The organism is Methylobacterium oxalidis (assembly GCF_007992195.1).
Lineage (GTDB): Bacteria > Pseudomonadota > Alphaproteobacteria > Rhizobiales > Beijerinckiaceae > Methylobacterium > Methylobacterium oxalidis.
The window spans coordinates 1-24,059 of sequence record NZ_BJZU01000066.1 but is presented as its reverse complement, the minus strand read 5'-3'; the positions used below and the strand labels follow the sequence as shown (position 1 = coordinate 24,059).

The window sequence follows — 24,059 nt, the reverse complement described above, 5'->3', positions numbered from 1 at the left end:
GAAGATGCCTGTCTTCAGGGGCGGGGCGGCCTGTTCGAGGGCGGCGGGCTCCCGGGTCCGTTCAGGTCGCCGCCCGCTGCCGAAGCGCCCGTTCCAGGCAGTCGATGATCGCACGCCCTTCGCAGGGCTTGCGCAGGAAGCCGCTGGCGCCGGCCGCGAGCGCCCGGCTGCGCAGGCTCTCCGTCGGGAAGGCCGTGACGAAGATCACGGGGAGGCGGCGGCCGGCCGCCACCAGGGCCTCCTGCAGCTCGACGCCGCTCATGCCCGGCATCTGCACGTCGGTGATGAGGCAGGCGGGCTCGCGCGCCGCGCTGGCGCGCAGGAAGTCGCGGGCGCTGGAATAGGTCTCGGCGGTGTAGCCGAGCGAGCGCACGAGGCTGCCGGTGGCGACGCGCACCGCCTCGTCGTCGTCGACGATCGCGATCACGGGTGCTTCCGCCATGAGACCTCGCCGCGGGCGCCGCCGCCGCCACCGCGACGATGGCGGGCGCCCCGCAGGCCGTATGCGCCCGGACCGGTCAGTTTGGAATCATACGGAGGTTTGGCCGCCGGTTCGGATGCCCAGAGCCTCGGCCATGCGGACGAGGTCTGCGAGCGAGCGGGCGCTCATCTTGCGCATCACGTTGCCGCGGTGGATCTTCACGGTGATCTCGCTGAGGCCGAGGTTGCCCGCCACCTGCTTGTTCATCAGCCCGGCCGTCACCTGCGCCAGCACCTCGCGCTCGCGCTGGGTCAGGGTCTCGTAGAGCGCGGCGAGCGCCTCGTGGGCGGTCTCGGCGTCGCGCCTGCGGGCGTCGCGCTCCAGCGCGACCGCGACCGCGTCGAGCATGTCCTGGTCGCGGAAGGGCTTTGCCAGGAAGTCGACGGCGCCGGCCTTCATGGCGCGCACCGACATCGGGATGTCGCCGTGGCCGGTCATCAGGATGATCGGCATGCGGATGCCGAGCCCCGCCATCTGACCCTGGAAGTCGAGGCCGCTGAGCCCGGGCAGGCGTACGTCCACGACGAGGCAGCCCGGCGTGCCGGGGCGCGGGCTGCCGAGGAACTCGGCCACCGAGGCGACGGCCTGGACGGCGAGTCCGACGGAGCGGAACAGGCTGGAGAGGGCGTCGCGGATCGCCGGGTCGTCGTCCACCACGTGGACGGTCGGCGGCTCGGCCGCCTCGGGGGCCGGCTTGGCGGCGGAGCTGCGGATCATGCGGCCTCCGGTTCGGGCAGCGGCAGGGTGAAGTGGAAGGCGGTGCCGGGCCCCGCGTGCCCGGCGGCCCAGAGCCGGCCGCCATGCGCCTCCACGGTCGTGCGGCAGATGGCGAGCCCCATGCCCATCCCGTCCCGCTTCGTCGTGAAGAAGGGCTCGAACACGCGGGCCCGGGCCTCGTCGGTCAGGCCGGGCCCGGTGTCGATCACCGACACGCGCGCGGACGCGCCGTCGCGGCCGAGCCGGACCACGAGGCGGCGCGGCCGGTCGCGGGTCTCCGCCATGGCCTGCACGGCGTTCACCATCAGGTTGATGACGACCTGTTGCAGCATCACCCGCTCGCCGAGCACCGGCGGCAGGCGCGGCTCGATCTCGCGGCGCAGGCTCACCTCGTGGCGCAGGATCTCGCGCTCGATCAGGAGGGCCGCCTCGTCGATGATCTCGCACAGGCGGACCGGGGTGGGGCGCGGCGGCGCCTTGGTCAGGAAGGTGCGGATCCGGGCGACGATCTCGCCCGCCCGAGTCCCGCTCGCCACCACGCGGGCGATGCCGGCGCGGGCCTCGTCGAGGTCGGGCACGTCGCGGGCGAGCCAGCGAAGGGACGCCTCGGCGTTGGTCACGATGGCGGCGAGCGGCTGGTTCACCTCGTGGGCGATCGAGGCGGTGAGGGCGCCGAGGGTGGAGACCCGCAGGGCGTGGGCGAGCTCGGCCTGCACGGCGAGCAGCGCCTCCTGCGCCTCCTTGCGCTCGGTGATGTCGACGGCGAAGACGAGGACGCAGCCGAGCGCCTCCGGGCGCTCCGGGAAGGTGATGCCGAACAGGACCGGCACCGTGCTGCCGTCCCGCCGCCGGATCTCGGTCTCGCCCTCGTAGAACGTCTCGCCCCGCGCGAAGGCGAGGAGCGAGCGCGCGAAGGTCTGCTCCTCCTCGGGCAGGAACTCGTCGAGCGTGCGCATGAAGGCGGAGCGGTCGGGCACGCCCGCGAGGCGCAGGGTCACCGCGTTCACGTCGACGATCGTGATGCTCGCGCGCATGCGGCGCACGAAATCCGGATTGTCGGCGAGGTGGCGCTCGAGGTCGGTCTGGCCCGCGAGCCCGTCGAGGGCCGCCCGCACGGCCGTCCAGTCCTGCTGGAGGATCGAGACGCGGGTCGTGTCGAAGATGGTGCGGTAGCGCCGCTCGCTCTCGGTGAGGGCTTCGAGCGCGCGCTTGCGGTCGCTGATGTCGGTGTTGGTCTCCAGCACCGAGACCGGCTCGCCGCGGACGTCGCGCTGGAGCGCCCAGCGGCTCTCGACCGTCACGCGCCGCCCCGCGCGCACCGTCTGCACGAGCTCGCCCTCCCAGCGGCCGGTGCGCGTCAGCTCGTCCCAGATCGCCGCCGGATCGACGGGGAAGTCGGTGCGCAGCAGCTCGTGGATGTCCTGGCCGCGGACCTCCTCGGCCCGCCAGCCGTAGAGATCCTCCGCGGCCCGGTTCCAGAAGGTGACGATGTCGGACCGGTCGCGCACGAAGATCGAGTCGTGCGTCAGTTCGAGCAGGTTCGCCTGCTCGGCGAGCCGCTCCGCCGCCCGCTGGTTCTGCAGGATCAGCACGGTGCCGAGCCCGATCGCCGCGAGGCTCACGAGGCAGCGCAGCAGCGCCGAATCCCCGTTGAACAGGCCGTGCATCAGCCAGTAGGCGGCGGCGGTGGCGCTGATGCAGATGGCGGCGGTGAGCACGACGCCGAGGGGCCCGAAGCCGCGCGCCGCGATCAGGATGACGACGACGTAGAGGACCGCGACCGCGCTCTCCAGCGGCGTGAAGGCGTCGACGAGGAAGATGCCGAGGGCGAGCGCCACCGCGAAGGCGCCGAGCAGCGTGTCCTTGCGGGCGGGCCCCGGCCGTCCCGGCTCCGGCGGCGCGGCGGGGGCGCCCCACGCCCCGGCACGCCAGGCCCTGATGCTCCGCCTGCCGACGCCCCAGGTCCCGACGGCGGACCGGGCTCGGGCGACCGGCCCCCCGGACAACTGGTCCACGGGCATGCGACGCGTCTCCGTTCGACCCGCGACGGGCCGCACGCCGCGGCCGCGATCCGGCGCGACCATGCGGCGGCGCCGTTCGAAAGGCCATCATACCAAGGTTTGGTCGGCGCGGGCACCCGGTCAGGTTGCGTGGTGCGGGTCGGGACGGTGGCGGCAGCGAGCATCCGGCGATGGCGCCGGCGGCCTGGGCCCTGCGCGGGCGCAGGCAGGATCATACTTTGGTTTTGCTGCGCGAGACCAAGATCTGTGCCGCGAATACGCGCGGACGATTTCTTGGTGTTGCTCGATGTTTATCTTGGTGTGGCGTTCCCGAACCGGAGAAATCGCCATGAAGACTGTTCTTGTTTCCGCCTCCGCCCTCGCGCTCGGCTTCGGACTGCTCGGCGCTCCCGCCTTCGCGCAGTCGTCGCGCACGCTCAACGTCTGGGGTGCCCACATCGACGCGCCGGCGAGCGCCTACGACTTCGTCCAGCCGACCCCGGAGGACGACGTCGCGACGACCGGATCGGTGCGCTCCCATCGCGGGGCGCCCCGCGGCGCGGCCTTCGCGGCGGGCCGGATCGACGCCTCCGCCAAGGGCGGCAACGCCGAGGAGAACGACCGCTCCGTTCCGAACTACGGCATGACCTCGGGCGGCCCGGACGAGTGAGAGGGGCGCTCCACCCGGCAGGCTCCGTCGCGCCCGAAGCGGCACGGGGCAGAGCCCTTGAATGACGAACGGCCGGAGGCGGTGAGCCGCCTCCGGCCGTCCTGCCGTCCGGGAGGGCTCAGGCGGCCCGGACGGTGGCGAGGAAGCGGGACACCTCCTGGCCGAGATGCTCGGACTGGCGCGACAGGTCGGAGGCCGAGGCGAGCACCTGCGCGGCCGCCGCGCCCGTCTCCTCGGCGGCTCCCGCCACGCCCGCTATGTTCGCCGTGACCTCGCCGGTGCCCTGGGCGGCCTGGGCGACGTTGCGGACGATCTCCTGCGTCGCCGCGCCCTGCTCCTCCACCGCCGCCGCGATGGCGGTGGCGACGCCGCTGATCTCCTGGATCCGGGCCGTGATGTCGCCGATGGCCGTGACCGCCTGGCCCGTCGAGCCCTGGATGCGGGCGATCTGGCCGGAGATCTCCTCGGTGGCCTTGGCGGTCTGGTTGGCGAGTTCCTTCACCTCGGCGGCCACCACCGCGAAGCCACGGCCGGATTCGCCCGCGCGGGCCGCCTCGATCGTCGCGTTGAGGGCGAGCAGGTTCGTCTGCCCGGCGATCGTGGTGATCATCGTGACGACGTCGCCGATGCGGGACACGGCCCCGCTCAGCTCCTGCACGAGGGAGGCGGTCCGGGCCGCCTCCTCGACGGCGTTCTGCGCGAGGCGGGCCGAGCCCGAGACCTGTCGGCCGATCTCGGAGACGGAGGAGCCGAGTTCCTCGGCCGCCGCCGCCACGGTGCCGACGTTGGAGGCCGCCTCCTCGGCAGCCGCCGCCACGGCGGTCGACTGGCCGGCGGTCTCGGCCGCCGTGCCCGACATGCTCTGGGCGGTGGCCTGAAGCTCGGTCGCGGCCGCCGTCACGATGCCGACGATGCCGCCGACCGCGCGCTCGAAGCCGTCGGCCATCTCGCGCATCGCCGCCTTGCGCTGCGCCTCGGCGCCCGCGCGGGCGAGCGCCGTCTCCTCCTCCAGAGCGCGCATGCGCACGAGCCCGTCCTTGAAGACCTGCACCGCGTCCGCGATGCGGCCGATCTCCGTCCGCTCGCCCTGGTGCGGGACCCTCGCGTCGAGCTCTCCGCGCGCCAGCGCCTGCATGGGCTGAAGCACCGAGCCGATGCCGCGCGCGATGCCGCGGATGATGATGAGGGCGAGCCCGACCGAGAGCAGAGCCGCGAACCCGATCGCGCCGAGGACCTGCGTCCGCGTCGCCCCGTAGGCCGAGGCGGCCGCGCGCTCGGCCGCCGCGGCGCCGTCGTTGTTGAGCTTGATCATGGCCTCGAGGGCCAGGGAGGCGCGGCGGCGCGGCGGCACGCCCTCGGTCTCGTAGAGCGCGAGCGCCTCCGCCTTCCGGCCCTCGCGCGACAGGGCCATGATCCGCTCGCCGATCTCCGTGAAGGCACGCCACTCGCGGCGGAACGTCTCGAACTGGGTCCGCTCCTCGGCCGAGCCGACGAGCGGCTCGTAGGTGACGGCCACCGCGTCGAGCTTGCGCGCGCGCTGGAGGACGTCGGTCTCCACCGTACCGAGGCTCTTCGGCTCGCTCGTCACCACGTGGCGCAGGAGGCTGGTGTTGTAGCGCCCGGTCAGCGCGTCGATCTCGCCGGCGGTGCGCACGCTCGGCAGCCAGTTCCCCTCGATCTCCTGCAGGTGCCCGTCGACCCGCGACAGCCCGGCGAGGCTGAGCAGCCCCAGCGCGACGACCACCAGCGTCAGGGCCGCGAAGGCGGCAACGAGCTTCGAGCGGATGGACAGGTTTCTCAAGGACACGGACAGGCTCCCGACGCGGCCGCGCGACGCGCCGCGATTGCGGACGGGATGGCACGCAATCGTTAACCGGGGCTGGCTTTCGCTCCGACGACGCAACCGGAAGTGCATGGGTGGCGCGGCGGCGACGGTCGCCCCGCGCGTCGTGGCGGCTGGCGCAGCGGCGCCGGGCGTGGTCAAGCTGCGCCGCCGGGCCGGGGAATCCGGGGCGGGAATCCGTGGGGGTGGGGCGATGGATTTCGATCTTGCCTTCGTGACGAAGGTCTTCGCGGCCCTGTTCGCGATCATGAACCCGATCGCCAACGTGCCGGTCTTCCTGTCCCTGACCGAGGGCGCCTCGCCGGGCGCGCAGCAGCGCACCGCCGTGATGGCGGCGGTCGGCACGACCCTCGGTTGCCTGATCGCGGTGGTCGCCGGCGAGGGGATCCTCGCGCTGTTCGGGATCAGCGTGAACGATTTCCGCCTCGCCGGCGGCCTCCTCGTCCTGCTGATCGCCCTCTCGATGCTGCAGGGCGCGGCGAGCCACGCGCACGCGGCGACGCCCAAGGAGAGGACGGAGGATCTCGACCCGTCGAGCGTCGCCATCTACCCGATGACCGTGCCGCTGCTCGTCGGGCCCGGCACGATCGCGACCCTGATCGTGTTCGCCGAGACCGCCCGGACGCAGGGCAAGGTCGCCGAGCTGGCGGCCGGCCTCGCCCTCTTCCTGATGCTGCTCGCCGGAGCACTCCTCTCGGCGCCCCTCCTCGGCCGCCACCTCTCGCAGACCGCCACCGCCATCACACGCCGGCTGATGGGCATGATCCTCGCCGCGGTGGCCATGGAGATGATCGTGACGAGCCTGCGCGCGCTGTTCCCGGGTCTCGCCCGGTAGGCCATGCCCGGGGCACAGGGCGCTCAAGCGCTGCCGTGCCGGTCCCGGCCTGAAAAACCCGGCGCGATGCCCTATATCGGGGCCATGACGAACGAGATTCCCCATCCCTACGAGATCGAGATCCTCCCCCTGGAGAAGCCGGCCGGCGCCTATCGCTGGGTCCTGAGACGCAGCGGGAAGCTGCTGGAGCGTTCGGACCGCCCGCATTCCAGCGAGGACAAGGCCCTGGCGAGCGCCATCAAGGCCATGGAAGGCGACCTCACCCCGACCGGCCGCAGGCGCTGAGCCGGCCCGCGCCCTGAACAACCGCGCGTCCCGCGGGTTGAGGCCCCGACCTCGAACCCACGGAGCGCCTCCGATGCGGACCCCTCTCATCCCCGCCCTGATCCTGGGGCTCGCCTTCGCGGGCGGAGCGCTGGCGCAGGGCGCGCCTGCCGATCCTCTGGGCGAGCCAGGACGGACGGCGACGGGCGTGGAGAGCGGGGTCCGCGCGGCCGAGCCCGGCCCGCGCCCGGCCAACGTCGCCCCGGGCAACCCGAGCCCGAGTTCGGTGCCCGGCACGAATCCCGGCGTGAATATCGGCGGCACGCCGACCAGCGGTCCGCCCGGGACGGGCGGCGCCGCGGGCGGGCCCGGGATCGGCAACCGCTGAGCGCGCCGGGGCGCGGCCGCCTCAGCGGCTCGGCCGCATCTCGCCGATGACGGTCGGGATCAGCTCCGAGACGGTCGGTTGGATCGGCACGGCCCATTGCAGGGTCGGGTAGCGGGCGCCCGCGTTCATCATGTCGAGGATGCCGTGGACGGCCTCGTCGCCGCCGGTTCCGAGGATCGCGGCGCCGAGGATCTCCTGCGTCTCGGCGTCCGCCACGACCTTCATCAGGCCGGCCGTCTCGCCCTTCTCGACGGCGCGGCCGACCCGGCGCATCGGGCGGGTGCCGACCAGGACCGACCGGCCGCCCGCCCGCGCCTCGGTCTCGGTGAGCCCGACGCGCCCGAGCGGCGGGTCGATGTAGAGCGCGTAGCCCGGCACGCGGTCGCTCACCCGCCGCGACTGCCCGTCGAGGAGGTTGGCGGCCACGATCTCGAAATCGTTGTAGGCGGTGTGGGTGAAGGCGCCGCGCCCGTTGCAGTCGCCGAGCGCGTAGAGGCCCGGCACGGCGGTCTGGAGGTCGTCGCCGACCGCGATGTAGCCCCGCGCGTCCGTGACGATGCCGGCCGCGTCGAGCCCGAGATCGCCGGTGTTCGGCACGCGGCCCACGGCGAGGAGGAGGTCGGAGCCCACGATCTCCGGCGCGCCCTCCGTGCAGGTCACGCCGACCGCGACGCCGTCCGGATGGGGCGCGAGGCGCACGCACTCCGCGCCGAGCCTCAGCGCGATCCCTTCCGCCCGCAGGATCTCGGCGATCGCCTCCGAGATCTCCGGATCCTCCCGGCCGACGAGGCGCGCGCCCCGCTCGACCACCGTCACCCGCGCGCCGAAGCGGCGGTACATCTGGGCGAACTCGAGCCCGATGTAGCTGCCGCCGATCACGACGAGGTGCTCGGGGACGCGGTCGAGCTGGAGGAGCGAGCTGTTCGTGAGGAACGGGACCGTGCCGATCCCCGGCAGGTCCGGCACGGCGGCGCGCCCGCCGACATCGATGACGATCAGCGGGGCCGTGAGGCGCTGCGAGCCGACCGCGACCTCGCGCGGGCCCGTGAATCGGGCGTGACCCTCGATCACCGTGCAGCCCGCCATGCCCTTCAGCCAGCGCTCGACGTTGCCGCGGGCGGTCTCCGCGATCGCGCGCTGGCGCGCCTTGAGCGCCGCGGGATCGACCCGGATCGGCCCGTCGATGACGATCCCGAGATCCGCGCTTCGGCTCGCCAGGTGGGCGGCGTAGGCGGAGGCGACGAGCGCCTTCGTCGGCATGCACCCGGTGTTGACGCAGGTGCCGCCGAACAGGTGGCGCTCGATCAGCGCGACCGACCGGCCCGCCGCCGTGAGCCGGCCGGCGAGCGGCGGCCCCGCCTGGCCGGCCCCGATGATGATCGCGTCGAAGCTTCGGGTCATCGCAGCACCAGCACCGCGAGGATCGCGAGGGCGACCGCGGCTCCATCCTCGATGAGCGCGGCCGGGCGGTCGCGGCCGAAGCTCCGGGCGAGCCGGCCCCGGATTGCGGCGCCGCCGAGCGTGCCGGCCACGGCGCCGAGGGCGCCGGCGAGCGCGCCGAGCGCCATCGCACCGCCGTAGGTCCCGAAGGCGGCCCCGGCCAGTGCCCCGACGAGGACGCGGGTGCCGAACTGGACGGGCACCGTGCGGCTCGGCGTCGAGGGGAGCTGGTCGGTGACGAACTCGCCGAGCGCCAGGATCGTCAGGATCCCGGCCGTCCAGGGCGAAGCGAGCCAGCCGAGCCAGGTTCCGGCCACCGGCAGCAGGCCGAGATAGGCTGCCCAGGCGGCGCAGGCGGCCCCGGTCATGGCGCGCAGGCCGGTCACGACGCCCACGACGAGGGCAAGGCTCAGTGCGAACATGGCGATGACGTCTCCCCGACGCGGGACAAGCGAGAACTAGGCCGCGAGACGGGGATGTGAAACGTCCGCCCTCGTACGGTGGCGGCGTCCGCTCAGCGCGACGGGCGCGGGAGGTGCGCCGTGCGCCGGACGAGCCGGGCCGCGCGCTCCGAGACGCCCTGCACGCACAGGAACAGGACCGGCGTGACGTAGAGCGTCAGGACCTGCGACAGGACGAGGCCGCCGAGGACCGCGATGCCGAGGGGCTGGCGCGTCTCGGGGCTGGCGCCGAAACCGACGGCGAGCGGCACGGCGCCGACGATGGCGACGAGGCTCGTCATCACGATCGGCCGGAAGCGGCGCAGGGACGCCTCCCGGATCGCCTCGGCGGGCTTTGCCCCCGCCTGGAGCCGCCCCAGGGCCGCGTCGATGACCATGATGGCGTTCTTCTTCACGACTCCGATCAGGAGCAGGATCCCGATGACGCCCGTGAGGTCGAGGCTCAGCCCGGCCCAGGCGAGGGCGAGGAGCGCGCCGAGCGCCGCGGCCGGCAGCCCGGCGAGGATCGTGAGCGGGTGCGACAGGCTCCCGTAGAGGATGCCGAGGATCACGTAGACCGCCAGCAGGGCGGCCAGGACGAGCAGCCCCTGGCTGCCCGCGCTCTCCTGGAAGGTGCGGGCGCTGCCCAGGAACGTGACGGTCACCGAGCCCGGGAGCCCGGCCTGTCCGCGCAGCGCCTCGATGCGGCGCACGGCCTCGCCGAGAGAGACGCCGCGGGCGAGATCGAACGAGACGGTGACGCCGGGGAACAGCCCGATCTGATTCAGCGCCTGCAGGCCGAGGCCCGGCTCGGCGGTGGCGAAGGCCGAGAGCGGCACCAGCGCGCCGCCGCTCGCCCGCAGCCGGATCCCGTCGAGGTCGACGCTCTGCCCGGCCGGAGGCTTGGCGAACTCGACGAGGACGGGGTGGATGTCCGAGCCCGTCTGGATCGTCGCGACCTGGCGTGGGCCGAAGCCGAGGTTGAGCACGGAGCGGAGCTGGTCGGAGCCGATGCCGAGGAGGCGTGCCCGGTCGCGGTCGACCCGGAGCGTCACCTGCGGGACCGCGTCGCGCAGGTCCGTGGTCACGCCGACGAAGGCGGGGTCCCGGCCCATCGCCTCCGCGAGCCGGGCCGACCAGCGGCCGATCTCCTCGAGGTCCGCCCCCTGCACGGCGAACTGGTACTGGCTGCGGCCCTGCCGCCCGCCGCGCAGGTTCTGGTAGGGCGTCACGAGGCTCGCGATGCCCGGCACCGCGTCGAGCGAGCGGCGCAGGTCGGCGAGCACCGTGTCGAGGCCGGCCCGCTCCGCGCGCGGCCGCAGCTCCACGAAGACCCGGCCCTGGTTGGGGCCTGCGCCGTTCGCGCCCGGCCCGCCGATGCTCGACACCACGTGGGCGACGTGAGGCGAGGCGCGCAGGGTCGCGTCGACCCGCGCCTGGAGCGCGGCCATCGCCGGGAAGGAGATGTCGGCCCGCGCCTCCGTCGAGACCGTGACGAGGCTCAGGTCCTCCTGCGGGAAGAGCCCGCGCGGGATGGCCCGGCCGAGGGCGGCGGTCCCGGCCAGCGTGGCGAGGAAGAGGAGGACGACGACGCCCCGGTGCCGGAGCGACCAGTCCAGGCTGCGTCCGTAGAGGGCGAGCACCCGCGCGAAGGCGCGGCGCGAGCGTGTCTCCCGCGCCGGCCCACCGGGCAGCAGGCCGGCGAGCGCCGGCGTCAGGGTCAGCGAGACGAGCGCGGAGATCGCCAGCGCGACGCAGACGGTGACGGCGAACTCGTGGAAGATCCGCCCGACGAGCCCGCCCATGAACAGGACCGGGATGAAGGCCGCGATCAGCGAGACGGTGACCGAGACGATGGTGAAGGCCATCTCGCGCGCGCCGCGCAGCGCCGCCTCGACGGGTCCGAGCCCGGCCTCGCGGTGGTGCTGGTAGCCCTCCAGCATCACGATCGCGTCGTCCACGACGAGCCCGACCGACAGGGTCAGCGCGAGCAGCGTGATCGCGTTGAGCGAGAAGCCGAGGAGCAGCATCGCGGCGAAGGTGCCGGCCACCGAGAGCGGCACCGCGAGCCCGGCGATCAGGGTCGTGCCGAGGCCGCCGCCGAACAGGTGGATCACGGTGACGACGAGCAGGCTCGTGGCCAGGAGCGTCGCGAGGACGTCGCCGACCCCCTCGCGGATCGCGCCCGAATGGTCGTTGACGATCGTCAGGGCGACGTCCCCGCCGATCTCGGCCCCGAGCCGCGGCAGCATCCGCCGCACGGCGTCCGAGACCGCGACGGCGCTGGAGCCGGGCTCGCGGTGCACTGCCAGGACGAGGGCGGGCTCGCCGTCGAGCCAGCTTCCGGCCTGGTCGTCCTCGACGGAATCGACGATCGAGGCGATCTCTCCGAGCCGCAGCGGCCGGCCGCCCCGGCTCGCCACGATCAGCTCCCGGAAGCCGGCGGCGTCCTCGAACTGCGTCGGCGCGCGCAGGGCCGCCCGCCGCTGCCCATCCGTCAGGGTGCCGACGGCCGTCTGGGCGTTGGCGGCCCGGATCGCCTGTTCGACGGCATCCGGTCCGAGATCGCGCGCCACGAGGGCCTGCGGATCGATGCGGATCCGCACGGCCCGCTTCTGGCCGCCGTGCAGGACGACCTGCCCGACGCCCTGGCCCGCCGAGAGAGCAGGCGCGAGGAGCGTGCGCGCCAGCGCGTCGAGGCGGGGCAGCGGCAGGGCGCGGCTCGTCAGCGCGACGAGGAGGACGGGCGCGTCGGCCGGGTTGAACTTGCGGTAGCTCGGCGCGGTCAGCATCTCGGTCGGCAAGTGGCGCTGTGCCCGGGCGAGCGCCGCCTGGACGTCGGCCGCCGCGCCCTCGATGTCGCGGTGGAGAGCGAATTCCAGCGTGATCACGCTGGTGCCCGTCGTGTTCGTGGCGCTCATGGCCTGGAGCGAGGGCAGAGCCGCGAACTCGCGGATGAGCGGCGTCGCGACCGCGCCCGCCATCGTCTCCGGGCTCGCGCCGGGGAGCTGCGCCGAGACGAGGATGACGGGGAACTCCACCCGCGGCAGGGCCGCGACCGGCAGAAGCCGGTAGGAGGCGAGGCCGGCGCAGAGAAGGGCCAGCCCGAGCAGGATGGCGGCGACCGGGCGCCGGACGAAGGGGGCCGCGAGGTTCATCGGAATGCCGGGGCGCCGGCCGAGGCGACGGCGCGGCTCTCGACCGTCACCGGAGCCCCGTCGAACAGGCGCGCCTGACCCTCGACCACCACGCGCTCGCCCGAGCCGAGCCCGGAGCGGATCACGGCCCGGCCCTCCGCGGCCTCGGCCTCGACCGTCCGCCGCTCGGCGGTGCCGTCCGGCCGGATCACGTACACGGCGGCGCCGGCCCGGTCCTGCGTCAGGGCGGCGAGCGGCACCGTCACGCTGTCGGCGCCCGCGCCGAGGGTCAGGCTGAGGCGCGCGTACTGCCCCGGCCAGAGGGCGCCGTCCTCGTTCGGCACCAGCGCCTTCACGAGGATCGTGCCGGTCGCGGGATCGACCGAGGAATCGATGAAACGGATCCGGCCCGTGGCGGCCGGCCGCTCCGCGCCGCCGAGATGGACCGCCACTTCCGGCCGCTGGCCGGCCTGCGCCATCGCCGCCCGCAGGGCGTCGAGGTCGCGCTCGGGCAGGGTCAGGCTCACCTGGAGCGGGTGCATCGGCGTGATCGTCAGGAGTGCTGCGGCCGGGCCCTCGGCCGGCCCGACGAGATCGCCGCGGGCGTTGCGCACCACGCCGACCCGGCCGGCGATCGGCGCCCGTACCACCGTGTAGCCGAGCTTGATCCGCGAGGCCCGGAGCGACGCCTCGGCGGCCGCCACCGCGGCCGCGGCGGCCCGGGTCTCGGCGGTGAGCTGGTCGACCTGAACCTGCGTCGAGACGCTGCGCGCCCGCAATTCGAGGGCGCGGGCGAGGTCGGCCTCGAGGCGGGCCAGGGCCGCGCGGTCCTTGGCGAGCGCCGCCTCGTCGCGGGCGACCACGGCGCGGATCTCGCTGTCGTCGATCCGGAAGAGGACGTCGCCCTCCGCGACGACGCTGCCGTCCTCCACGCGCCGCTCGACGATCTCGCCCTCGATCCGGGCGCGCACCTTGACGGTGGCCAGCGGCTCGACCCAGCCGACGCCGGTGCGGGTCACGGGCACGCGCTCCAGGCGGGCGAACTCGGCGCGCACGGGCAGCTCGGGACCGCGCGTCGCCGGCCCGGCGGGCGGGCTCCCGGGGATCTCGGCGCGGGCGGCGAGCGCCTCCATCCGGGCGGGCGGGCGCATCCCGTGGAGGAAGGCGCCGCCCGCCAGGACGGCCGCCCCGATTCCCGCGGCAAGGCGCGTCGATCGCATCGTCGTCACTCCCGATCCGTCAGGGACGTCAGAGGCCGGGCACGCGGCCGGGCGTGCGCGCGAGGCCGAGCGCGCCCCACACCTCCGTCAGGGCCTCCACCAGGGCGGCGATCTGCGCGTCGGTGTGGAGGGGCGTCGGTGTGATGCGCAGCCGCTCCTGGCCGCGCGGCACGGTCGGGTAGTTGATCGGCTGGATGTAGATGCCGTGCCGGTCGAGGAGGCGGTCGGCCGCCGCCTTGCAGGCGGCGGCGTCGCGAACGAGCACCGGCACGATGTGCGTGCCGCGATCGACGAAGGGCAGGCCTGCCGCCGCGAGCGCGGCCTTGACCCGCGCCACCTGCCGGCGCTGGCCCACGCGCTCCACGTCCGACGCCTTGAGGTGGCGGATCGAGGCGCAGGCGGCCGCCGCGGTCGCGGGCGGGAGGGCGGTGGTGAAGATGAAGCCCGGCGCGCAGCTCCGGACCGCGTCGACGATCGCGGCGTCCGCCGCGATGTAGCCGCCGACGACGCCGTAGGCCTTGGCGAGCGTGCCCTCGACGATGTCGATGAGGCCGGCCGCGCCCTGCGCCTCGGCGATGCCGGCGCCGCCCGCGCCGTACATGCCCACCGCGTGAACCTCGTCGAGATAGGTCATCGCGCCGTAGCGGCGGGCGAGCCGGGCGATCTCGGCGATCGGCGCGACGTCGCCGTCCATCGAGTAGACGCTCTCGAAGACCACGACCTTCGGGCGGTCCTTCGCGGCGGCGAGGATCGCCTCCAGGTGCGCGAGGTCGTTGTGGCGGAAGATCGCCTTCTCGCAGCCGGACTGGCGGATGCCCTCGATGATCGAGTTGTGGTTCTCCGCGTCCGAGATCATCAGGCAACCGGGGATCAGCCGGCCGAGCGTCGAGAGCGTCGCCTGGTTGGAGACGTAGCCCGAGCTGAAGACGAGGGACGCCGCCTTGCCGTGCAGGTCGGCGAGCTCGCGCTCGAGCGTCACGACCGGGTGGCTGTTGCCGGAGATGTTGCGGGTTCCGCCCGCGCCGGCCCCGCTCCGCCGCGCCGTCTCGACGAGCGCCTCGACCACGGCCGGGTGCTGGCCCATGCCGAGATAGTCGTTCGAGCACCACACCGTGACCGGGCGGGCGCCGCCCTCGGCGTGCCAGATCGCCTCCGGGAAGCGGCCCGCCAGACGCTCGATGTCCACGAAGACCCGGTAGCGGCTCTCCGACCGCAGGTCCTCGAGCGCGCGGGTGAAGTAGGCGCCGTAGGCGAGGGGATCCGCCTGATCGAGACCCTGCGCCTCCCGGCCGGTGGCGGGCGCCTGCAGCGACAGCCCCGGCAGAATGTGGGTGGGCGACAGCTCCTCCATCAGGGTCGCGGAATCGACCCACTTGCCCTCGAACCGGCGCGCGGTCTGCCAGCCGGTGCGGGCGCAGTAGAGGAGGAACGATTGCCGCTCGGCCTCCGGCCAGGCTGACCCGGCGATCGGCAGAGGCTTCGCGCACTGACCCGAGCAATTCATGATTCGCTCCCGTCTCTCGGGTCAATTTTTAGGATTTATAAACTGAGATCAATTCTCCTGAACAACTAGTCTCTTGAACAAAGTAAAGTATTAGGTCGGGCTAGTACGAGGTGTCATTCCGGCGATCGACTGCCGCCGGACGCGGGTCAGGCCGTCGTCCTGCGCCGCGCGCGGAACTGCCATGCTGTCGCAGGCCGAACCGTTTCGCACCGCTCGTCGTTTCGAGGCCCGAGAGTTCCGGGTCCGGCCTGCGTCGGAGCCGAGGGCGCGGCCGGAAGACGAGCCGGCACCGCGGCTGTTTCCCGGCCCCCGGCCCGGTGGGCGGGCGTGATGTTTCACGAACCGCTGCAGTATTGTGCGCGATTCCTGTCAATATATTCCAAATACAAAAAGCTCTTTATCCATACAGCAAGTATGATACAACGGCGCGTCTCACGTAATCTGAGGGGTGATGATGCGGCCAGGATTGGTCCCGGAACGACGTGTGCGTCAGAACGACGAGGGCACCTACAGCCTGTACTCGGGCGATGAGGAGATCATCCGCGGCCTGACCGAGGATGACGTGGTCAGCTTCTACATGGAGTACACGGACCAGCCGACCGAGCCGTCGCGCGCCGGCGACGCCGCGGTCGTATCGAACGCGGAGGCGAAGCCCTCCCGCGCGAGCGCGACCTTCGCGCCCACTTGCTCCCGCGACCGCAGGCCGGTGCGCCGCGGCCGGCAACTGGCGCTCCTGCCCCATGCCGACTTCGTGAAGCGGGCGATGGAGCGCGACCCCAACATCCGCCCGATGACCATGGCGCTGCTCCTGAACCAGTACGGGGTCCGGGTGCACTCGCTGAACCCCGTCCGCAGCATCATGGAGTATTGCGAGCGCTGAGTGCGCTCGTCCCCCGTCTTTCGACGGGACGCCGGGGTGCGGCCCTTGAACCACATACAGCGATTACCTATTATGAATTCACTGTATGGCGGTTCGCAAAGGGAGATCACGCGCGCGATGGCGTTCCACGCACCAGCTCCGACGCATCCCGACGAGGCCCCCAGCGGGAGGCGGAGCGCCGCCGGCGCCCCGGCCGGACCGCCCCTTCTCCCCGCCTTCCTGCGCGATCACCTCGGCCACCAACTCCGGAGCCTGTACGCCTCCAGCGCGGACCGCACGACGCCGGTCCGGTTCCTGAAGCTCATCGAGCAGATCGAGCGTGCCCTCGGTGTCGCGGTCACGCCCGGCACCGTCGATCCCGACGCCTTCCGCGAGGAGCTTCTGGCGCTTCTTCCCGATTTTCGCGGCTTCGCCCGCTCGATCGTCCGCGATCCCTGCCAGGCCGACGATCTCGTCCAGGAGACGCTGCTTCGGGCCTGGCAGAACCAGCACCGCTACCGGCCGGGCAGCAACTTCAAGGCGTGGGCCTTCACGATCCTTCGCAACCAGTTCTACACGGAGCGCCGCCGCACGAAGCGCGAGGTCGAGGACGTCGACGGTGCAGCGGCCGGCCGGCTGGTGGCGCTCTCCGACCAGGTCGACCGGGTCGCCCTGCAGGAGCTCTGGGCACGCATCCGGAAGCTGCCGCTGGCGCAGCAGGAGGCGCTGATCCTCGTCGCCGCACAGGGAATGACCTACGAGGAGGCGGCGGCGGTGCTCAACTGCCAGGTCGGGACCGTGAAGAGCCGGGTCAGCCGGGCCCGCGAGGTCCTGGTCGGCGCGATGGGCCAGCAGGTGCCGAAGCTCGGCGGCGTGCCGGCCTGAGGCCGGCCGGCGCTCGCGCGCCGGCTCTCAGTGGAAGTCCGGATGGTGCAGCGGCGGGTGGTGGGCGGCCAAGCCCACCAGCCCGACATCCGCGTGCAGGTCCGCATCCGGCGAGGCGTGGTCCGAAGCCGGATGGGGCCGGAACTCGGGCCCTGAGCCGAACACGAGGTTCCCGTCCGCATCCACCTTCGCGGCCATCGCGCCCGGCCGCGCGTCCGCCCCTGGCTGCGCGTGCGGGCCGGCGCCCGGCGCCTCCGCGGGCCGGTGAGCCGCCGCCTTGCCCGGGTCCGGGTTCGATCCGGGATCGGCGCCTGCCGCCGAACCTGGCGCCGCCGTCGCCTCTGGTGCGCCTGCCGGCGCGTCGGTCTTCGGGCCGTGCCCGTTTCCGGCAGACCTGACCGCAGCGTCGGGTGTCGCTGCCGGCTCCGCGTCGGCGGAAGCGGCCGGCGCCTTGCTGAGGCCGTGCGCCGCCGCGTGCTCGGGCGGGTTCCCCGTGCTGGTCGCCTTGGCGGGTGCCTCCGGCGTCGACGGTGCGGCGTCGGCCTTCGGGCCGTGCCCGTTGCCGCCTGCCGTGTCGGGGCCATCGGCCGCCGCAGCGCCGGCTGCCTCGGCGGGCTCGCCGGGGGCCTTGGTCTGGCCCTGCGCGGCCGCGTGCTCCGGCGGATGGTGGCCCGAGGCGCCGGTGCTCGCTTCCCCCTGCGCGTGACCGGGCTGTGCCGGCGAGGTCTCCGCCTTCGGGCCGTGTCCCATCGCGCCCGGATGCTCCGCGCCGGTGCCCGGCTCCCCGGCCGATGCGGCAACCTTGTCCTTGTCCTGGCCGGGAGGCGTCGCATGTGCCTGACCGTGCGTCGCTTCCCCACCCTGCACGTCGGCGCCGGTACCCGACGCCTTCTCCGGTTTCGGGCCATGTCCGTCCACGGCCGGGCCCTCGGTGACGGCGCCCTTCGCCGGCGCGGATGCCTCCGGGGATGCCTCCGCCTTCTTGATCTGCCCGGGTGCGCTCGCGTGCCCCGCTGGCTGGCTCGCCTCGGCCTCCGCGGCCTCCGCCGCCGCGACTCCCACGGCCTGCGCCTTCTGACCATGTCCGTCCACGGCCGGGCCCTCGGTGACGGCGCCCTTTGCCGGTGCGGATGCCTCCGAAGACGCCTCCGCCTTCTTGATCTGCCCGGGTGCGCTCGCGTGCCCCGGCGGCTGGCTCGCCTCGGCCGGTGCGGCCTCCGCCGCGCCGGCTCCCGCTGCCTGCGCCTTCGGGCCCTGATCCTCCACCTTGCCCGGTTTGTCCGTCGATGCGCCAGCGGACGGGCCGCTCTGGTGCTGCGCCGGTTCGGCAGCGCCACTCTTGCCCGACGGCGGGCCGGCATCCGCGGCCTTCGCGGCGTCGGACTTGTCGGGACCGGGTCCCTTCCCGACGCCCTCGCCAGCGTCGAGGCCCGTCTCCTTGCCCGCCTTGCCCTGGTCGGACGAGCTCTTCCCCTCCTCGTTGCGCAGCACCGTGACGAGCCAGGTGTTCGAGCCGGAGTTGCTGCCGGAATTGCTCCCGGAGCCGGAACTGCTGCCGGAACCGGCGTTGCCGTTCGAGCCGGAAGGACCGTGCGTCGCACCCGGCGATGCGGCCTGCTGGACGTTCTGAGAGCCCGAGGCGTCCGCCGATGTGGCCGAGCCTGCGGCTTGGGCCGAGCCGCCCTTTCCATCGGTTCCGCTCGCGGGCGCCGCCCCATCCTCCGGGCGCGCCTCCGCAGGTGCCTGCTTGACGGCCCCGAGGACCAGGCTCGGCTCCCCGCCGCGCGCGGCCGCGTGAGCCTCGTCGTCGGCCGGTGCGGTCCGGTGTGCGACCGCGAGCTTCGGAAGGTCCGGCCCGTCGACGTTCGCCTCCGTCCGGATCTGCCGGATCGCGCCGGCCCGCTCCGGGCCGGACGGCACGGCCTCGCCGCCGCGCACGCCCCCGACATCGAAGGCCGAGGCCGGCTGGATCGGGCCGGCCTCCGCGCGGGCGGACCCCGCATATGCCGGCTCCTCGCCCTGCGCGGCCTGAGCCGCGGCGGCGGCCGCCGTCTCGCTCGCCGGGAGATCGGGGCTCGACCGCAGGTCGATCTCCTCGGCGGCGGCCGCCTGCGCGGCGAAGATCATCGCCGAGAACACGATCGCCTCGATCTGTCGCCGGTGGTCCTCCTGCCGCCCGGCATCCTCCGCGCCGCCGGGCCGGGCGGCCTGCGCCTCCGCCAGGGGGCCCGCCCCGCCCGGCGCCGAGAGCGCCGGCCCGACCGGCCCGATCGTCTCCACCTCGCCCGCGAAGGCGTCGTCCGGCGCGAGGCTCAGCGCCGCGGCCGTGACGAGCGCCGCCAGCAGGGCGGCCGGGTGGACCACGAGCTTCGTGCCGGCGCCCGCCTGCGGGATCGGGAGGAGGGCGGGGTTGCTGGCCGCGATCTCGTTGACCAGCGCGCGGAAGTCGGAGCCGCGCATCGGGTGGTCGAGGGCCTCGGAGGCCACCACGTAGCTGCCGTCGATCCGGGCGAAGTGCATGATGGCGTCGCCGTCGGGGCGGCAGAACACGAACCAGGGATCGGCCTCGTCGCTCAGGCCCTGCTCGCTGGTGATCCGCAGGCCGGCCCGGATCAGGGCGGCCTCGACCCGGTAGAACTCGGCGAGTTCCTGCTGGGACCACGCGCCCTGCGCCGTGGCGGCCGGGCGGAAGAAGGAGATTACCGCAGCCATCTCGACCTCACTCGCGGGATCCCGCACCGCTTACCCGGCGCGGGCCGCCTCGTCCGCTTCGTCCCGGCTCTAGCGTTCATGGAAGGCGCGTCCCATCGCGTCGAGGAAGGGGGCGACCATGTAGTCGAAGGCCGTGCGCTCGCCGGCCGAGACGACGATCTCGGCCGGGAGGCCGGCGAGCAGGCGCCGCCGCACCTCGTCCGGAACCTGGGCTTCGTCCATCTCGACGATGCCGGCAAAGTAGGGCTGCTTCGTGGTCTCGTCGATCAGCCGGTCGCGCGAGACCGTCGTGAGGGTGCCGAACATCGCGGGCGTCCGGCGGGTCTGGAAGGCCGGGAACTTCACCTCGGCCCGCAGCCCCGCGTGGATCGTCTCGAGGTCGTTGGGCGAGAACTGGACGCTGATCACGAGGCGGTCGCTCGTCGGCACGATCTCCATCAGGGGCTCGCCCGAGCGGATCACCTGGCCGATCGTGTAGACCTTGAGGCCCTGGACGACGCCGTCGTGAGGCGCGCGGACCTCGTGGCGCCGCAGCACGTCCTGCGCCACGAGAAGTTTCTCGCGCAGCTCCGAGATCTTCTGGCGGGTTTCCAGGAGCTGGGCGGTGACGGCCTCCTGCTGCTTCTGCCGGATCTGCGTCGCCTGCATCCCGGCCTCGCCGATGGCGTTCTGCGCCTTGGCGGTCTCCGCCACCGAGCGGCCGATCACGCCCTCGAGGCGGGTGCGCTCGCGCTCCATGACGAGGAGGCGCGAGAGCGGGATCAGGTTCTTGTCGCGAAGCGCCCGCAGGCCCTCGAGCTCCTGGTTGATGAAGCCGACCTGCTCCTGGACGGACGCCTTTTCCACCGCGAGGCCCGACATCTCGGTCCTGAGCTGCGTCACGCGGGCGTCGATCAGGTCGAGCTGGGAGCGGAGTGAGCGGCGCCGCTCCGCAAGCTGGTCGGTCTGGTCCCGGATCAGCCGGGCGATGCCCGGGTCGGCGCGGCGCGGGGCGACGTCCGGCGGCAGGTCCAGCGTCTCGGCGCCCGCCTGCTCGGCTCGCAGCCGCGCCTCGAGGATCAGGGCCGCGTCGAGTTGGCTCCGGTACAGGTCGGCGCTGGCGCGGGACTGGAGCGGGTCGATGCGCAGGAGGACGTCGCCCTCCCGCACGCCCTGCCCGTCGCGCACCAGCACCTCCTGGACCATGCCGCCCTCGAAATGCTGGACGACCTTGCGGCTGCCCTCGGCGACGACGATCCCGGGGCTGATCACGGCGCGGTCGAGCCGCGTCGTCGCCGCCCAGGCGCCCATCACCCCGAAGGTCGCGGCGATGAGCGCGTAGCCCGCCACCGCGTAGCGCCGCCAGTGCGTCAGGCCGCGCAGGTCCGGCGGCTCGCCGGGCCCTGCACGGGCGACCGCCGCCTGGAGCGGCACGGTCGCGGGCAGGGTGTTGGCGGATCCGTCGGTCATGGCTCACCCCGCCGCGGCCCGGTGGCCGTCGCCCGCCGCCGGCACGAGGGAGGGAACCGGCCGCGGGCCGACGATCTGCCCGAGGACCTGCTCGGCCGGGCCGTAGGCCTGCACCGCGCCGCCGCTCATCACGAGCACCTGGTCGGCCTCGGAGAGGATGCTCATCTTGTGGGTCACGATGACGACCGTGGTGCCACGCTCCTTGAGCGCGGAGACGGCCTGCGTCAGGGCCGCCTCGCCGGCCTGGTCGAGGCTGGCGTTCGGCTCGTCGAGGACGACGAGGCTCGGGTCGCCGTAGAGGGCGCGGGCCAGCGCGATGCGCTGGCGCTGGCCGCCCGAGAGCCCGTGGCCGCCCGGCCCGACCCGGGTGTTGTAGCCGTCCGGCAGGGTCTGGATCAGGCCGTGGCAGCCCGCCCTCTGCGCCACCGCGATGATCGCGGCCTCGTCGCCCGCCTCGAAGCGCGCGATGTTCTCGGCGACCGTGCCGTCGAACAGCTCCACGTCCTGCGGCAGGTAGCCGATGTGGCGCCCGAGCGCCTGCGGATCCCAGTGACCGAGCTCGGACCCGTCGATCCGCACCGCCCCGGACAGGAGCGGCCACACGCCCGTGAGCGCCCGGGCCAGGGTCGACTTGCCGGCGGCGCTCGGCCCGATCACCCCGACGACGCTGCCGGGCTCGATCCGGAAGGTGACGTCGCGCAGGATCGGCAGGGTCGAGCCCGGCGCGGCGACCGACACCGCCTCCGCCTCGATCCGGCCCTGCGGCCGCGGCAGCACCACGCGGCGCGGCTCCGGGCCGGCCGCCTCGACGAGACCCCGCAGGCGCCGGTAGCTGGCGCGGGCGGCCGTGAAGCCCTTCCAGTTGGCGACGACGAGCTCGATCGGCGCCAGCGCGCGGCCGATGATGATCGAGGCGGCGATCATCGACCCCGCGGTGATCTCGCGGTGGATCGCGAGGTAGGCGCCGACCCCGAGCACCATGGTCTGCAGGAACATGCGCACGAACTTCGTCGCCGCCACGATCAGCCCGGCCCGGTCGCTGGCGAGCGCCTGGTGCAGCAGCACCTCGTCGTGGCGCGCGCGCCAGAGCTCGCGCAGCGCCCCGAGCATGCCCATCGCCCGCACCACCTCGCCGTTGCGCAGGCTCGCCCTGGCCTGCCGGCCGGCCGCCCCGGAGGCGAGGTTCGCCGCCTCGAGCCGGTGCCGGGTCGCGACCTCGTTGACGAGGGTCAGGCCGAGGATCACCGCGCCGCCGGTCAGCGCCATCCAGCCGAACCAGGGGTGCAGGGCGAAGCAGGCGAGAAGGAAGATCGGGGTCCAGGGCACGTCGCAGAAGGCCAGCAGGCCGCTGCCGGTCAGGAACTCGCGCAGGGTGTCGACGTCGCGCAGGGCCGCGTCGTGCCCGGCGCCCGGCCGGCGCAGCGTGCCCCGGTGCACCGCATCGAAGACCGGGCCGGCGATCCGTCGGTCGAAGACCATCCCGGCCCGCACCAGGATGCGCGAGCGCAGCATCTCGAGCATCGCGTAGACCGCGAGCGCGAAGGCGGCGACCAGGGTGATGCCGACGAGCGTCGTCTCGTTCCGGCTGGCTAGCACCCGGTCGTAGATCTGCAGCATGTACAGCGGGCTGACGAACAGCAGGACGTTGATGAAGAAGCTGAAGATCACGGCCGTGACGAGCATCGGCCGCATCGACCGGACGCCGTTCGTCAACAGGGATGCGGAGCCGTCGCTGCTCATGCGGACATCTCGCCGGGACGTGGCCGTGTCAGGCTGCCGAAGAAGGATGTAGTCCTGGACGCGTCCGCGCGTTGATCCCGGCGCGCCGCAAGACAAAACCGGACCGAACCGGGTCCCGGTATCGAGAGGGGCGAGCTTGTCGGGGCGGTTTGGTGCTGGCGCCGGCCGTGTTCACTGATCACTCCAGTCCCGTCCCCCTGGCCGGGATCATAGGGCATCCTAGATCCATTCCAAGCGCCGCATCGATCACCGTTGTTAAACGGTTCGGGGCCCGATCTGGACAAGGGCCGGCATGCGACCCTATATGGATATCGCTGTATAGGCGAAGACTCCGCGTCATGAGCCAGCGAGAAGGCACCCCACCGTGTATGCTCATCATCAGCGCCTGGACTCGGAGGAGGTCCAGGGATTGCGCCGGGAAGGCGGGCGCTTCCTGAAGGAGCTGCGCGAGACGCGCGGCCTCTCCCAGCGCCAGCTCGCGCAGCTGGTCGGCGCGGAGTACTACACGTTCATCTCGCAGCTCGAGACCGGCCGCGGCCGCATCCCGCCGGATCGCTACCGGGCCTGGGCGGAGGCGCTCGGCGTCGACGTCCGGCACTTCGTGCAGACCCTGATGCGCTTCTACGACCCGATGACCTACGACATCCTGTTTGGCGCCGAGGCAGCCGGGGGGAGCGTCGAGGGGAGCCGCTGAGGCGCCGCGAAGGCGCCCCCGCTCAGGCGAGGTCGAGTTCCAGGGCGAGGTCGGCGAGGTAGGCGGCGATGCGGTGGCGCGCTGCGGGGTCGGCGCAATCCACCCGGAAGCCCACCGCGAGCCTCTGGTGCTCGTGCTGCCGCAGGATCGATTCCGCCATCAGGGCGACCTCGCGCTCCGTCGCCGCCGAAACCGTGCGCTCGGCCTCGCGGATGGACAGCGTGACGCGGTAGGAGGTTGCGGTCATGGTCGGGCGCACCCTGGCGGTCCGGGTTCGATCCGGTCCTCGGATCGTCGATGAAGGACCTCAACGGCCGGGCGGGCCGGATGGATCCACGGTCGGCATGTCGAGGCCCGTGTGATGGCGCCGCCTCGCCGACGCCTCAAGAGCGCTGCGGCACATCGGCTACGTGATCGCCGAGCCTCACGGTTGCGCCGACCGCTATCGGTGAGGCTCGCCGCTCACTCGGGCGGCAGCAATTCGGGCGGGGTCGGCGGCTCGTCCGCCTCGCCGGGGTTCCGGCTCCAGTCGCGGACCGCCTCGTTCAGCCAGGCCCGCAGCATCTGGGCGTGCGGCTCGGCGAGGTGCCCGCCCACGACGTCGAACACCGCCTGCGCGCCGTGCGCGAAGCCGCGGCGGAACTCCGCCGTCCGGCTGTCGCCCGGCTCGTAGTCGAGCAGGCTCGACATGGCTTCCTCCTCTCGGCATCGAAGGAGGAACAACGACGGCCGGTGCGAAACCGTTCGATCCCGGCGCGCCCTTCGGCCCGTCACCAGGGCC

At 73.4% G+C, this 24,059-nt stretch carries 21 protein-coding genes; 7 read left to right on the top strand and 14 right to left on the bottom strand.

The features are described 5' to 3' along the window. Positions 1 to 61: 61 nt before the first annotated feature. The 3 genes from MOX02_RS16555 to MOX02_RS16545 all read right to left on the bottom strand — a co-directional run bounded on the left by MOX02_RS16555 (position 62) and on the right by MOX02_RS16545 (position 3,219). Positions 62 to 442, bottom strand: a complete 381-nt coding sequence (locus MOX02_RS16555) for a response regulator transcription factor (protein WP_147026902.1) — start codon at positions 440 to 442, stop codon at positions 62 to 64. 87 nt (positions 443 to 529) lie between these two features. Beyond that, on the bottom strand, positions 530 to 1,198 hold the full coding sequence (locus tag MOX02_RS16550) for a response regulator transcription factor (RefSeq protein WP_147026901.1): 669 nt from the start codon (positions 1,196 to 1,198) through the stop codon (positions 530 to 532). Further along, positions 1,195 to 3,219 (bottom strand): PAS domain-containing sensor histidine kinase, encoded by a 2,025-nt coding sequence (locus MOX02_RS16545; RefSeq protein WP_210250389.1) that lies wholly within the window; start codon positions 3,217 to 3,219, stop codon positions 1,195 to 1,197. The genes MOX02_RS16550 and MOX02_RS16545 overlap by 4 nt, the downstream gene beginning before the upstream one ends. A gap of 328 nt (positions 3,220 to 3,547) precedes the next feature. Here MOX02_RS16545 and MOX02_RS16540 point away from each other — a divergent pair, with 328 nt between their 5' ends. Further along, entirely contained in the window at positions 3,548 to 3,868 is a 321-nt protein-coding gene (locus MOX02_RS16540; RefSeq protein WP_147026900.1) for a hypothetical protein, read from the top strand. Positions 3,869 to 3,986: 118 nt separating this feature from the next. Here MOX02_RS16540 and MOX02_RS16535 read toward each other — a convergent pair whose 3' ends face one another. After that, positions 3,987 to 5,675 carry a methyl-accepting chemotaxis protein gene (locus tag MOX02_RS16535; protein WP_147026899.1) on the bottom strand — a complete coding sequence of 563 codons (1,689 nt, stop codon included), beginning with the start codon at positions 5,673 to 5,675 and terminating at the stop codon, positions 3,987 to 3,989. 229 nt (positions 5,676 to 5,904) lie between these two features. Here MOX02_RS16535 and MOX02_RS16530 point away from each other — a divergent pair, with 229 nt between their 5' ends. The 3 genes from MOX02_RS16530 to MOX02_RS16520 all read left to right on the top strand — a co-directional run bounded on the left by MOX02_RS16530 (position 5,905) and on the right by MOX02_RS16520 (position 7,198). Then, on the top strand, positions 5,905 to 6,546 hold the full coding sequence (locus MOX02_RS16530) for a MarC family protein (RefSeq protein ID WP_147026898.1): 642 nt from the start codon (positions 5,905 to 5,907) through the stop codon (positions 6,544 to 6,546). A gap of 66 nt (positions 6,547 to 6,612) precedes the next feature. After that, positions 6,613 to 6,831 (top strand): hypothetical protein, encoded by a 219-nt coding sequence (locus MOX02_RS16525; protein ID WP_238179003.1) that lies wholly within the window; start codon positions 6,613 to 6,615, stop codon positions 6,829 to 6,831. 73 nt (positions 6,832 to 6,904) lie between these two features. Further along, positions 6,905 to 7,198, top strand: a complete 294-nt coding sequence (locus MOX02_RS16520) for a hypothetical protein (protein ID WP_147026897.1) — start codon at positions 6,905 to 6,907, stop codon at positions 7,196 to 7,198. 21 nt (positions 7,199 to 7,219) lie between these two features. Here MOX02_RS16520 and MOX02_RS16515 read toward each other — a convergent pair whose 3' ends face one another. The 5 genes from MOX02_RS16515 to hemA form a co-directional block, all read right to left on the bottom strand. After that, positions 7,220 to 8,599, bottom strand: coding sequence for an FAD-containing oxidoreductase (locus MOX02_RS16515; protein WP_147026896.1), 1,380 nt, complete (start codon positions 8,597 to 8,599; stop codon positions 7,220 to 7,222). Then, positions 8,596 to 9,060: a DUF4126 family protein gene (locus MOX02_RS16510; RefSeq protein ID WP_147026895.1), complete on the bottom strand. Its 465-nt coding sequence runs from the start codon at positions 9,058 to 9,060 to the stop codon at positions 8,596 to 8,598. The genes MOX02_RS16515 and MOX02_RS16510 overlap by 4 nt, the downstream gene beginning before the upstream one ends. A gap of 92 nt (positions 9,061 to 9,152) precedes the next feature. Next, a complete protein-coding gene (locus MOX02_RS16505) occupies positions 9,153 to 12,236 on the bottom strand; it encodes an efflux RND transporter permease subunit (protein ID WP_147026894.1) in 3,084 nt (1,027 codons plus the stop codon). Beyond that, positions 12,233 to 13,435, bottom strand: a complete 1,203-nt coding sequence (locus MOX02_RS16500; protein ID WP_147026893.1) for an efflux RND transporter periplasmic adaptor subunit — start codon at positions 13,433 to 13,435, stop codon at positions 12,233 to 12,235. The genes MOX02_RS16505 and MOX02_RS16500 overlap by 4 nt, the downstream gene beginning before the upstream one ends. A 28-nt stretch (positions 13,436 to 13,463) precedes the next feature. Continuing rightward, complete coding sequence (hemA, locus tag MOX02_RS16495) at positions 13,464 to 14,939, bottom strand: 5-aminolevulinate synthase (RefSeq protein ID WP_238179002.1); 1,476 nt, start codon at positions 14,937 to 14,939, stop codon at positions 13,464 to 13,466. Between the two features lie 484 nt (positions 14,940 to 15,423). Between hemA and MOX02_RS16490 the strand changes: the two genes are divergently transcribed. Next, positions 15,424 to 15,819, top strand: coding sequence for a hypothetical protein (locus MOX02_RS16490; protein ID WP_147026892.1), 396 nt, complete (start codon positions 15,424 to 15,426; stop codon positions 15,817 to 15,819). A 117-nt stretch (positions 15,820 to 15,936) separates the two neighbouring features. After that, complete coding sequence (locus tag MOX02_RS16485; RefSeq protein WP_147026891.1) at positions 15,937 to 16,683, top strand: sigma-70 family RNA polymerase sigma factor; 747 nt, start codon at positions 15,937 to 15,939, stop codon at positions 16,681 to 16,683. Between the two features lie 27 nt (positions 16,684 to 16,710). Here MOX02_RS16485 and MOX02_RS16480 read toward each other — a convergent pair whose 3' ends face one another. The 3 genes from MOX02_RS16480 to MOX02_RS16470 all read right to left on the bottom strand — a co-directional run bounded on the left by MOX02_RS16480 (position 16,711) and on the right by MOX02_RS16470 (position 22,584). Further along, positions 16,711 to 19,395 (bottom strand): hypothetical protein, encoded by a 2,685-nt coding sequence (locus MOX02_RS16480; protein WP_147026890.1) that lies wholly within the window; start codon positions 19,393 to 19,395, stop codon positions 16,711 to 16,713. 69 nt (positions 19,396 to 19,464) lie between these two features. Further along, positions 19,465 to 20,844, bottom strand: a complete 1,380-nt coding sequence (locus tag MOX02_RS16475) for an HlyD family type I secretion periplasmic adaptor subunit (RefSeq protein ID WP_147026889.1) — start codon at positions 20,842 to 20,844, stop codon at positions 19,465 to 19,467. Positions 20,845 to 20,847: 3 nt separating this feature from the next. After that, a complete protein-coding gene (locus tag MOX02_RS16470) occupies positions 20,848 to 22,584 on the bottom strand; it encodes a type I secretion system permease/ATPase (protein WP_147026888.1) in 1,737 nt (578 codons plus the stop codon). A gap of 364 nt (positions 22,585 to 22,948) precedes the next feature. Here MOX02_RS16470 and MOX02_RS16465 point away from each other — a divergent pair, with 364 nt between their 5' ends. Then, entirely contained in the window at positions 22,949 to 23,278 is a 330-nt protein-coding gene (locus MOX02_RS16465) for a helix-turn-helix domain-containing protein (protein WP_147026887.1), read from the top strand. A 22-nt stretch (positions 23,279 to 23,300) separates the two neighbouring features. On the opposite strand, the gene MOX02_RS16460 is transcribed toward MOX02_RS16465, so the two are convergent. After that, entirely contained in the window at positions 23,301 to 23,525 is a 225-nt protein-coding gene (locus MOX02_RS16460; protein ID WP_147026886.1) for a hypothetical protein, read from the bottom strand. Between the two features lie 215 nt (positions 23,526 to 23,740). Continuing rightward, positions 23,741 to 23,968 carry a hypothetical protein gene (locus tag MOX02_RS16455; RefSeq protein WP_147026885.1) on the bottom strand — a complete coding sequence of 76 codons (228 nt, stop codon included), beginning with the start codon at positions 23,966 to 23,968 and terminating at the stop codon, positions 23,741 to 23,743. Between the last annotated feature and the right edge of the window lie 91 nt (positions 23,969 to 24,059).

What these genes read in the sequence shown, in the direction of transcription:
- MOX02_RS16555 (WP_147026902.1), bottom strand. Translation starts at nt 442, where the DNA reads ATGGCGGAAGCACCCGTGATCGCGATCGTCGACGACGACGAGGCGGTG.
- MOX02_RS16550 (WP_147026901.1), bottom strand. Translation starts at nt 1,198, where the DNA reads ATGATCCGCAGCTCCGCCGCCAAGCCGGCCCCCGAGGCGGCCGAGCCG.
- MOX02_RS16545 (WP_210250389.1), bottom strand. Translation starts at nt 3,219, where the DNA reads ATGCCCGTGGACCAGTTGTCCGGGGGGCCGGTCGCCCGAGCCCGGTCC.
- MOX02_RS16540 (WP_147026900.1), top strand. Translation starts at nt 3,548, where the DNA reads ATGAAGACTGTTCTTGTTTCCGCCTCCGCCCTCGCGCTCGGCTTCGGA.
- MOX02_RS16530 (WP_147026898.1), top strand. Translation starts at nt 5,905, where the DNA reads ATGGATTTCGATCTTGCCTTCGTGACGAAGGTCTTCGCGGCCCTGTTC.
- MOX02_RS16525 (WP_238179003.1), top strand. Translation starts at nt 6,613, where the DNA reads ATGCCCTATATCGGGGCCATGACGAACGAGATTCCCCATCCCTACGAG.
- MOX02_RS16520 (WP_147026897.1), top strand. Translation starts at nt 6,905, where the DNA reads ATGCGGACCCCTCTCATCCCCGCCCTGATCCTGGGGCTCGCCTTCGCG.
- MOX02_RS16515 (WP_147026896.1), bottom strand. Translation starts at nt 8,599, where the DNA reads ATGACCCGAAGCTTCGACGCGATCATCATCGGGGCCGGCCAGGCGGGG.
- MOX02_RS16510 (WP_147026895.1), bottom strand. Translation starts at nt 9,060, where the DNA reads ATGTTCGCACTGAGCCTTGCCCTCGTCGTGGGCGTCGTGACCGGCCTG.
- MOX02_RS16505 (WP_147026894.1), bottom strand. Translation starts at nt 12,236, where the DNA reads ATGAACCTCGCGGCCCCCTTCGTCCGGCGCCCGGTCGCCGCCATCCTG.
- MOX02_RS16500 (WP_147026893.1), bottom strand. Translation starts at nt 13,435, where the DNA reads ATGCGATCGACGCGCCTTGCCGCGGGAATCGGGGCGGCCGTCCTGGCG.
- hemA (WP_238179002.1), bottom strand. Translation starts at nt 14,939, where the DNA reads ATGAATTGCTCGGGTCAGTGCGCGAAGCCTCTGCCGATCGCCGGGTCA.
- MOX02_RS16485 (WP_147026891.1), top strand. Translation starts at nt 15,937, where the DNA reads ATGGCGTTCCACGCACCAGCTCCGACGCATCCCGACGAGGCCCCCAGC.
- MOX02_RS16480 (WP_147026890.1), bottom strand. Translation starts at nt 19,395, where the DNA reads ATGGCTGCGGTAATCTCCTTCTTCCGCCCGGCCGCCACGGCGCAGGGC.
- MOX02_RS16475 (WP_147026889.1), bottom strand. Translation starts at nt 20,844, where the DNA reads ATGACCGACGGATCCGCCAACACCCTGCCCGCGACCGTGCCGCTCCAG.
- MOX02_RS16470 (WP_147026888.1), bottom strand. Translation starts at nt 22,584, where the DNA reads ATGAGCAGCGACGGCTCCGCATCCCTGTTGACGAACGGCGTCCGGTCG.
- MOX02_RS16460 (WP_147026886.1), bottom strand. Translation starts at nt 23,525, where the DNA reads ATGACCGCAACCTCCTACCGCGTCACGCTGTCCATCCGCGAGGCCGAG.
- MOX02_RS16455 (WP_147026885.1), bottom strand. Translation starts at nt 23,968, where the DNA reads ATGTCGAGCCTGCTCGACTACGAGCCGGGCGACAGCCGGACGGCGGAG.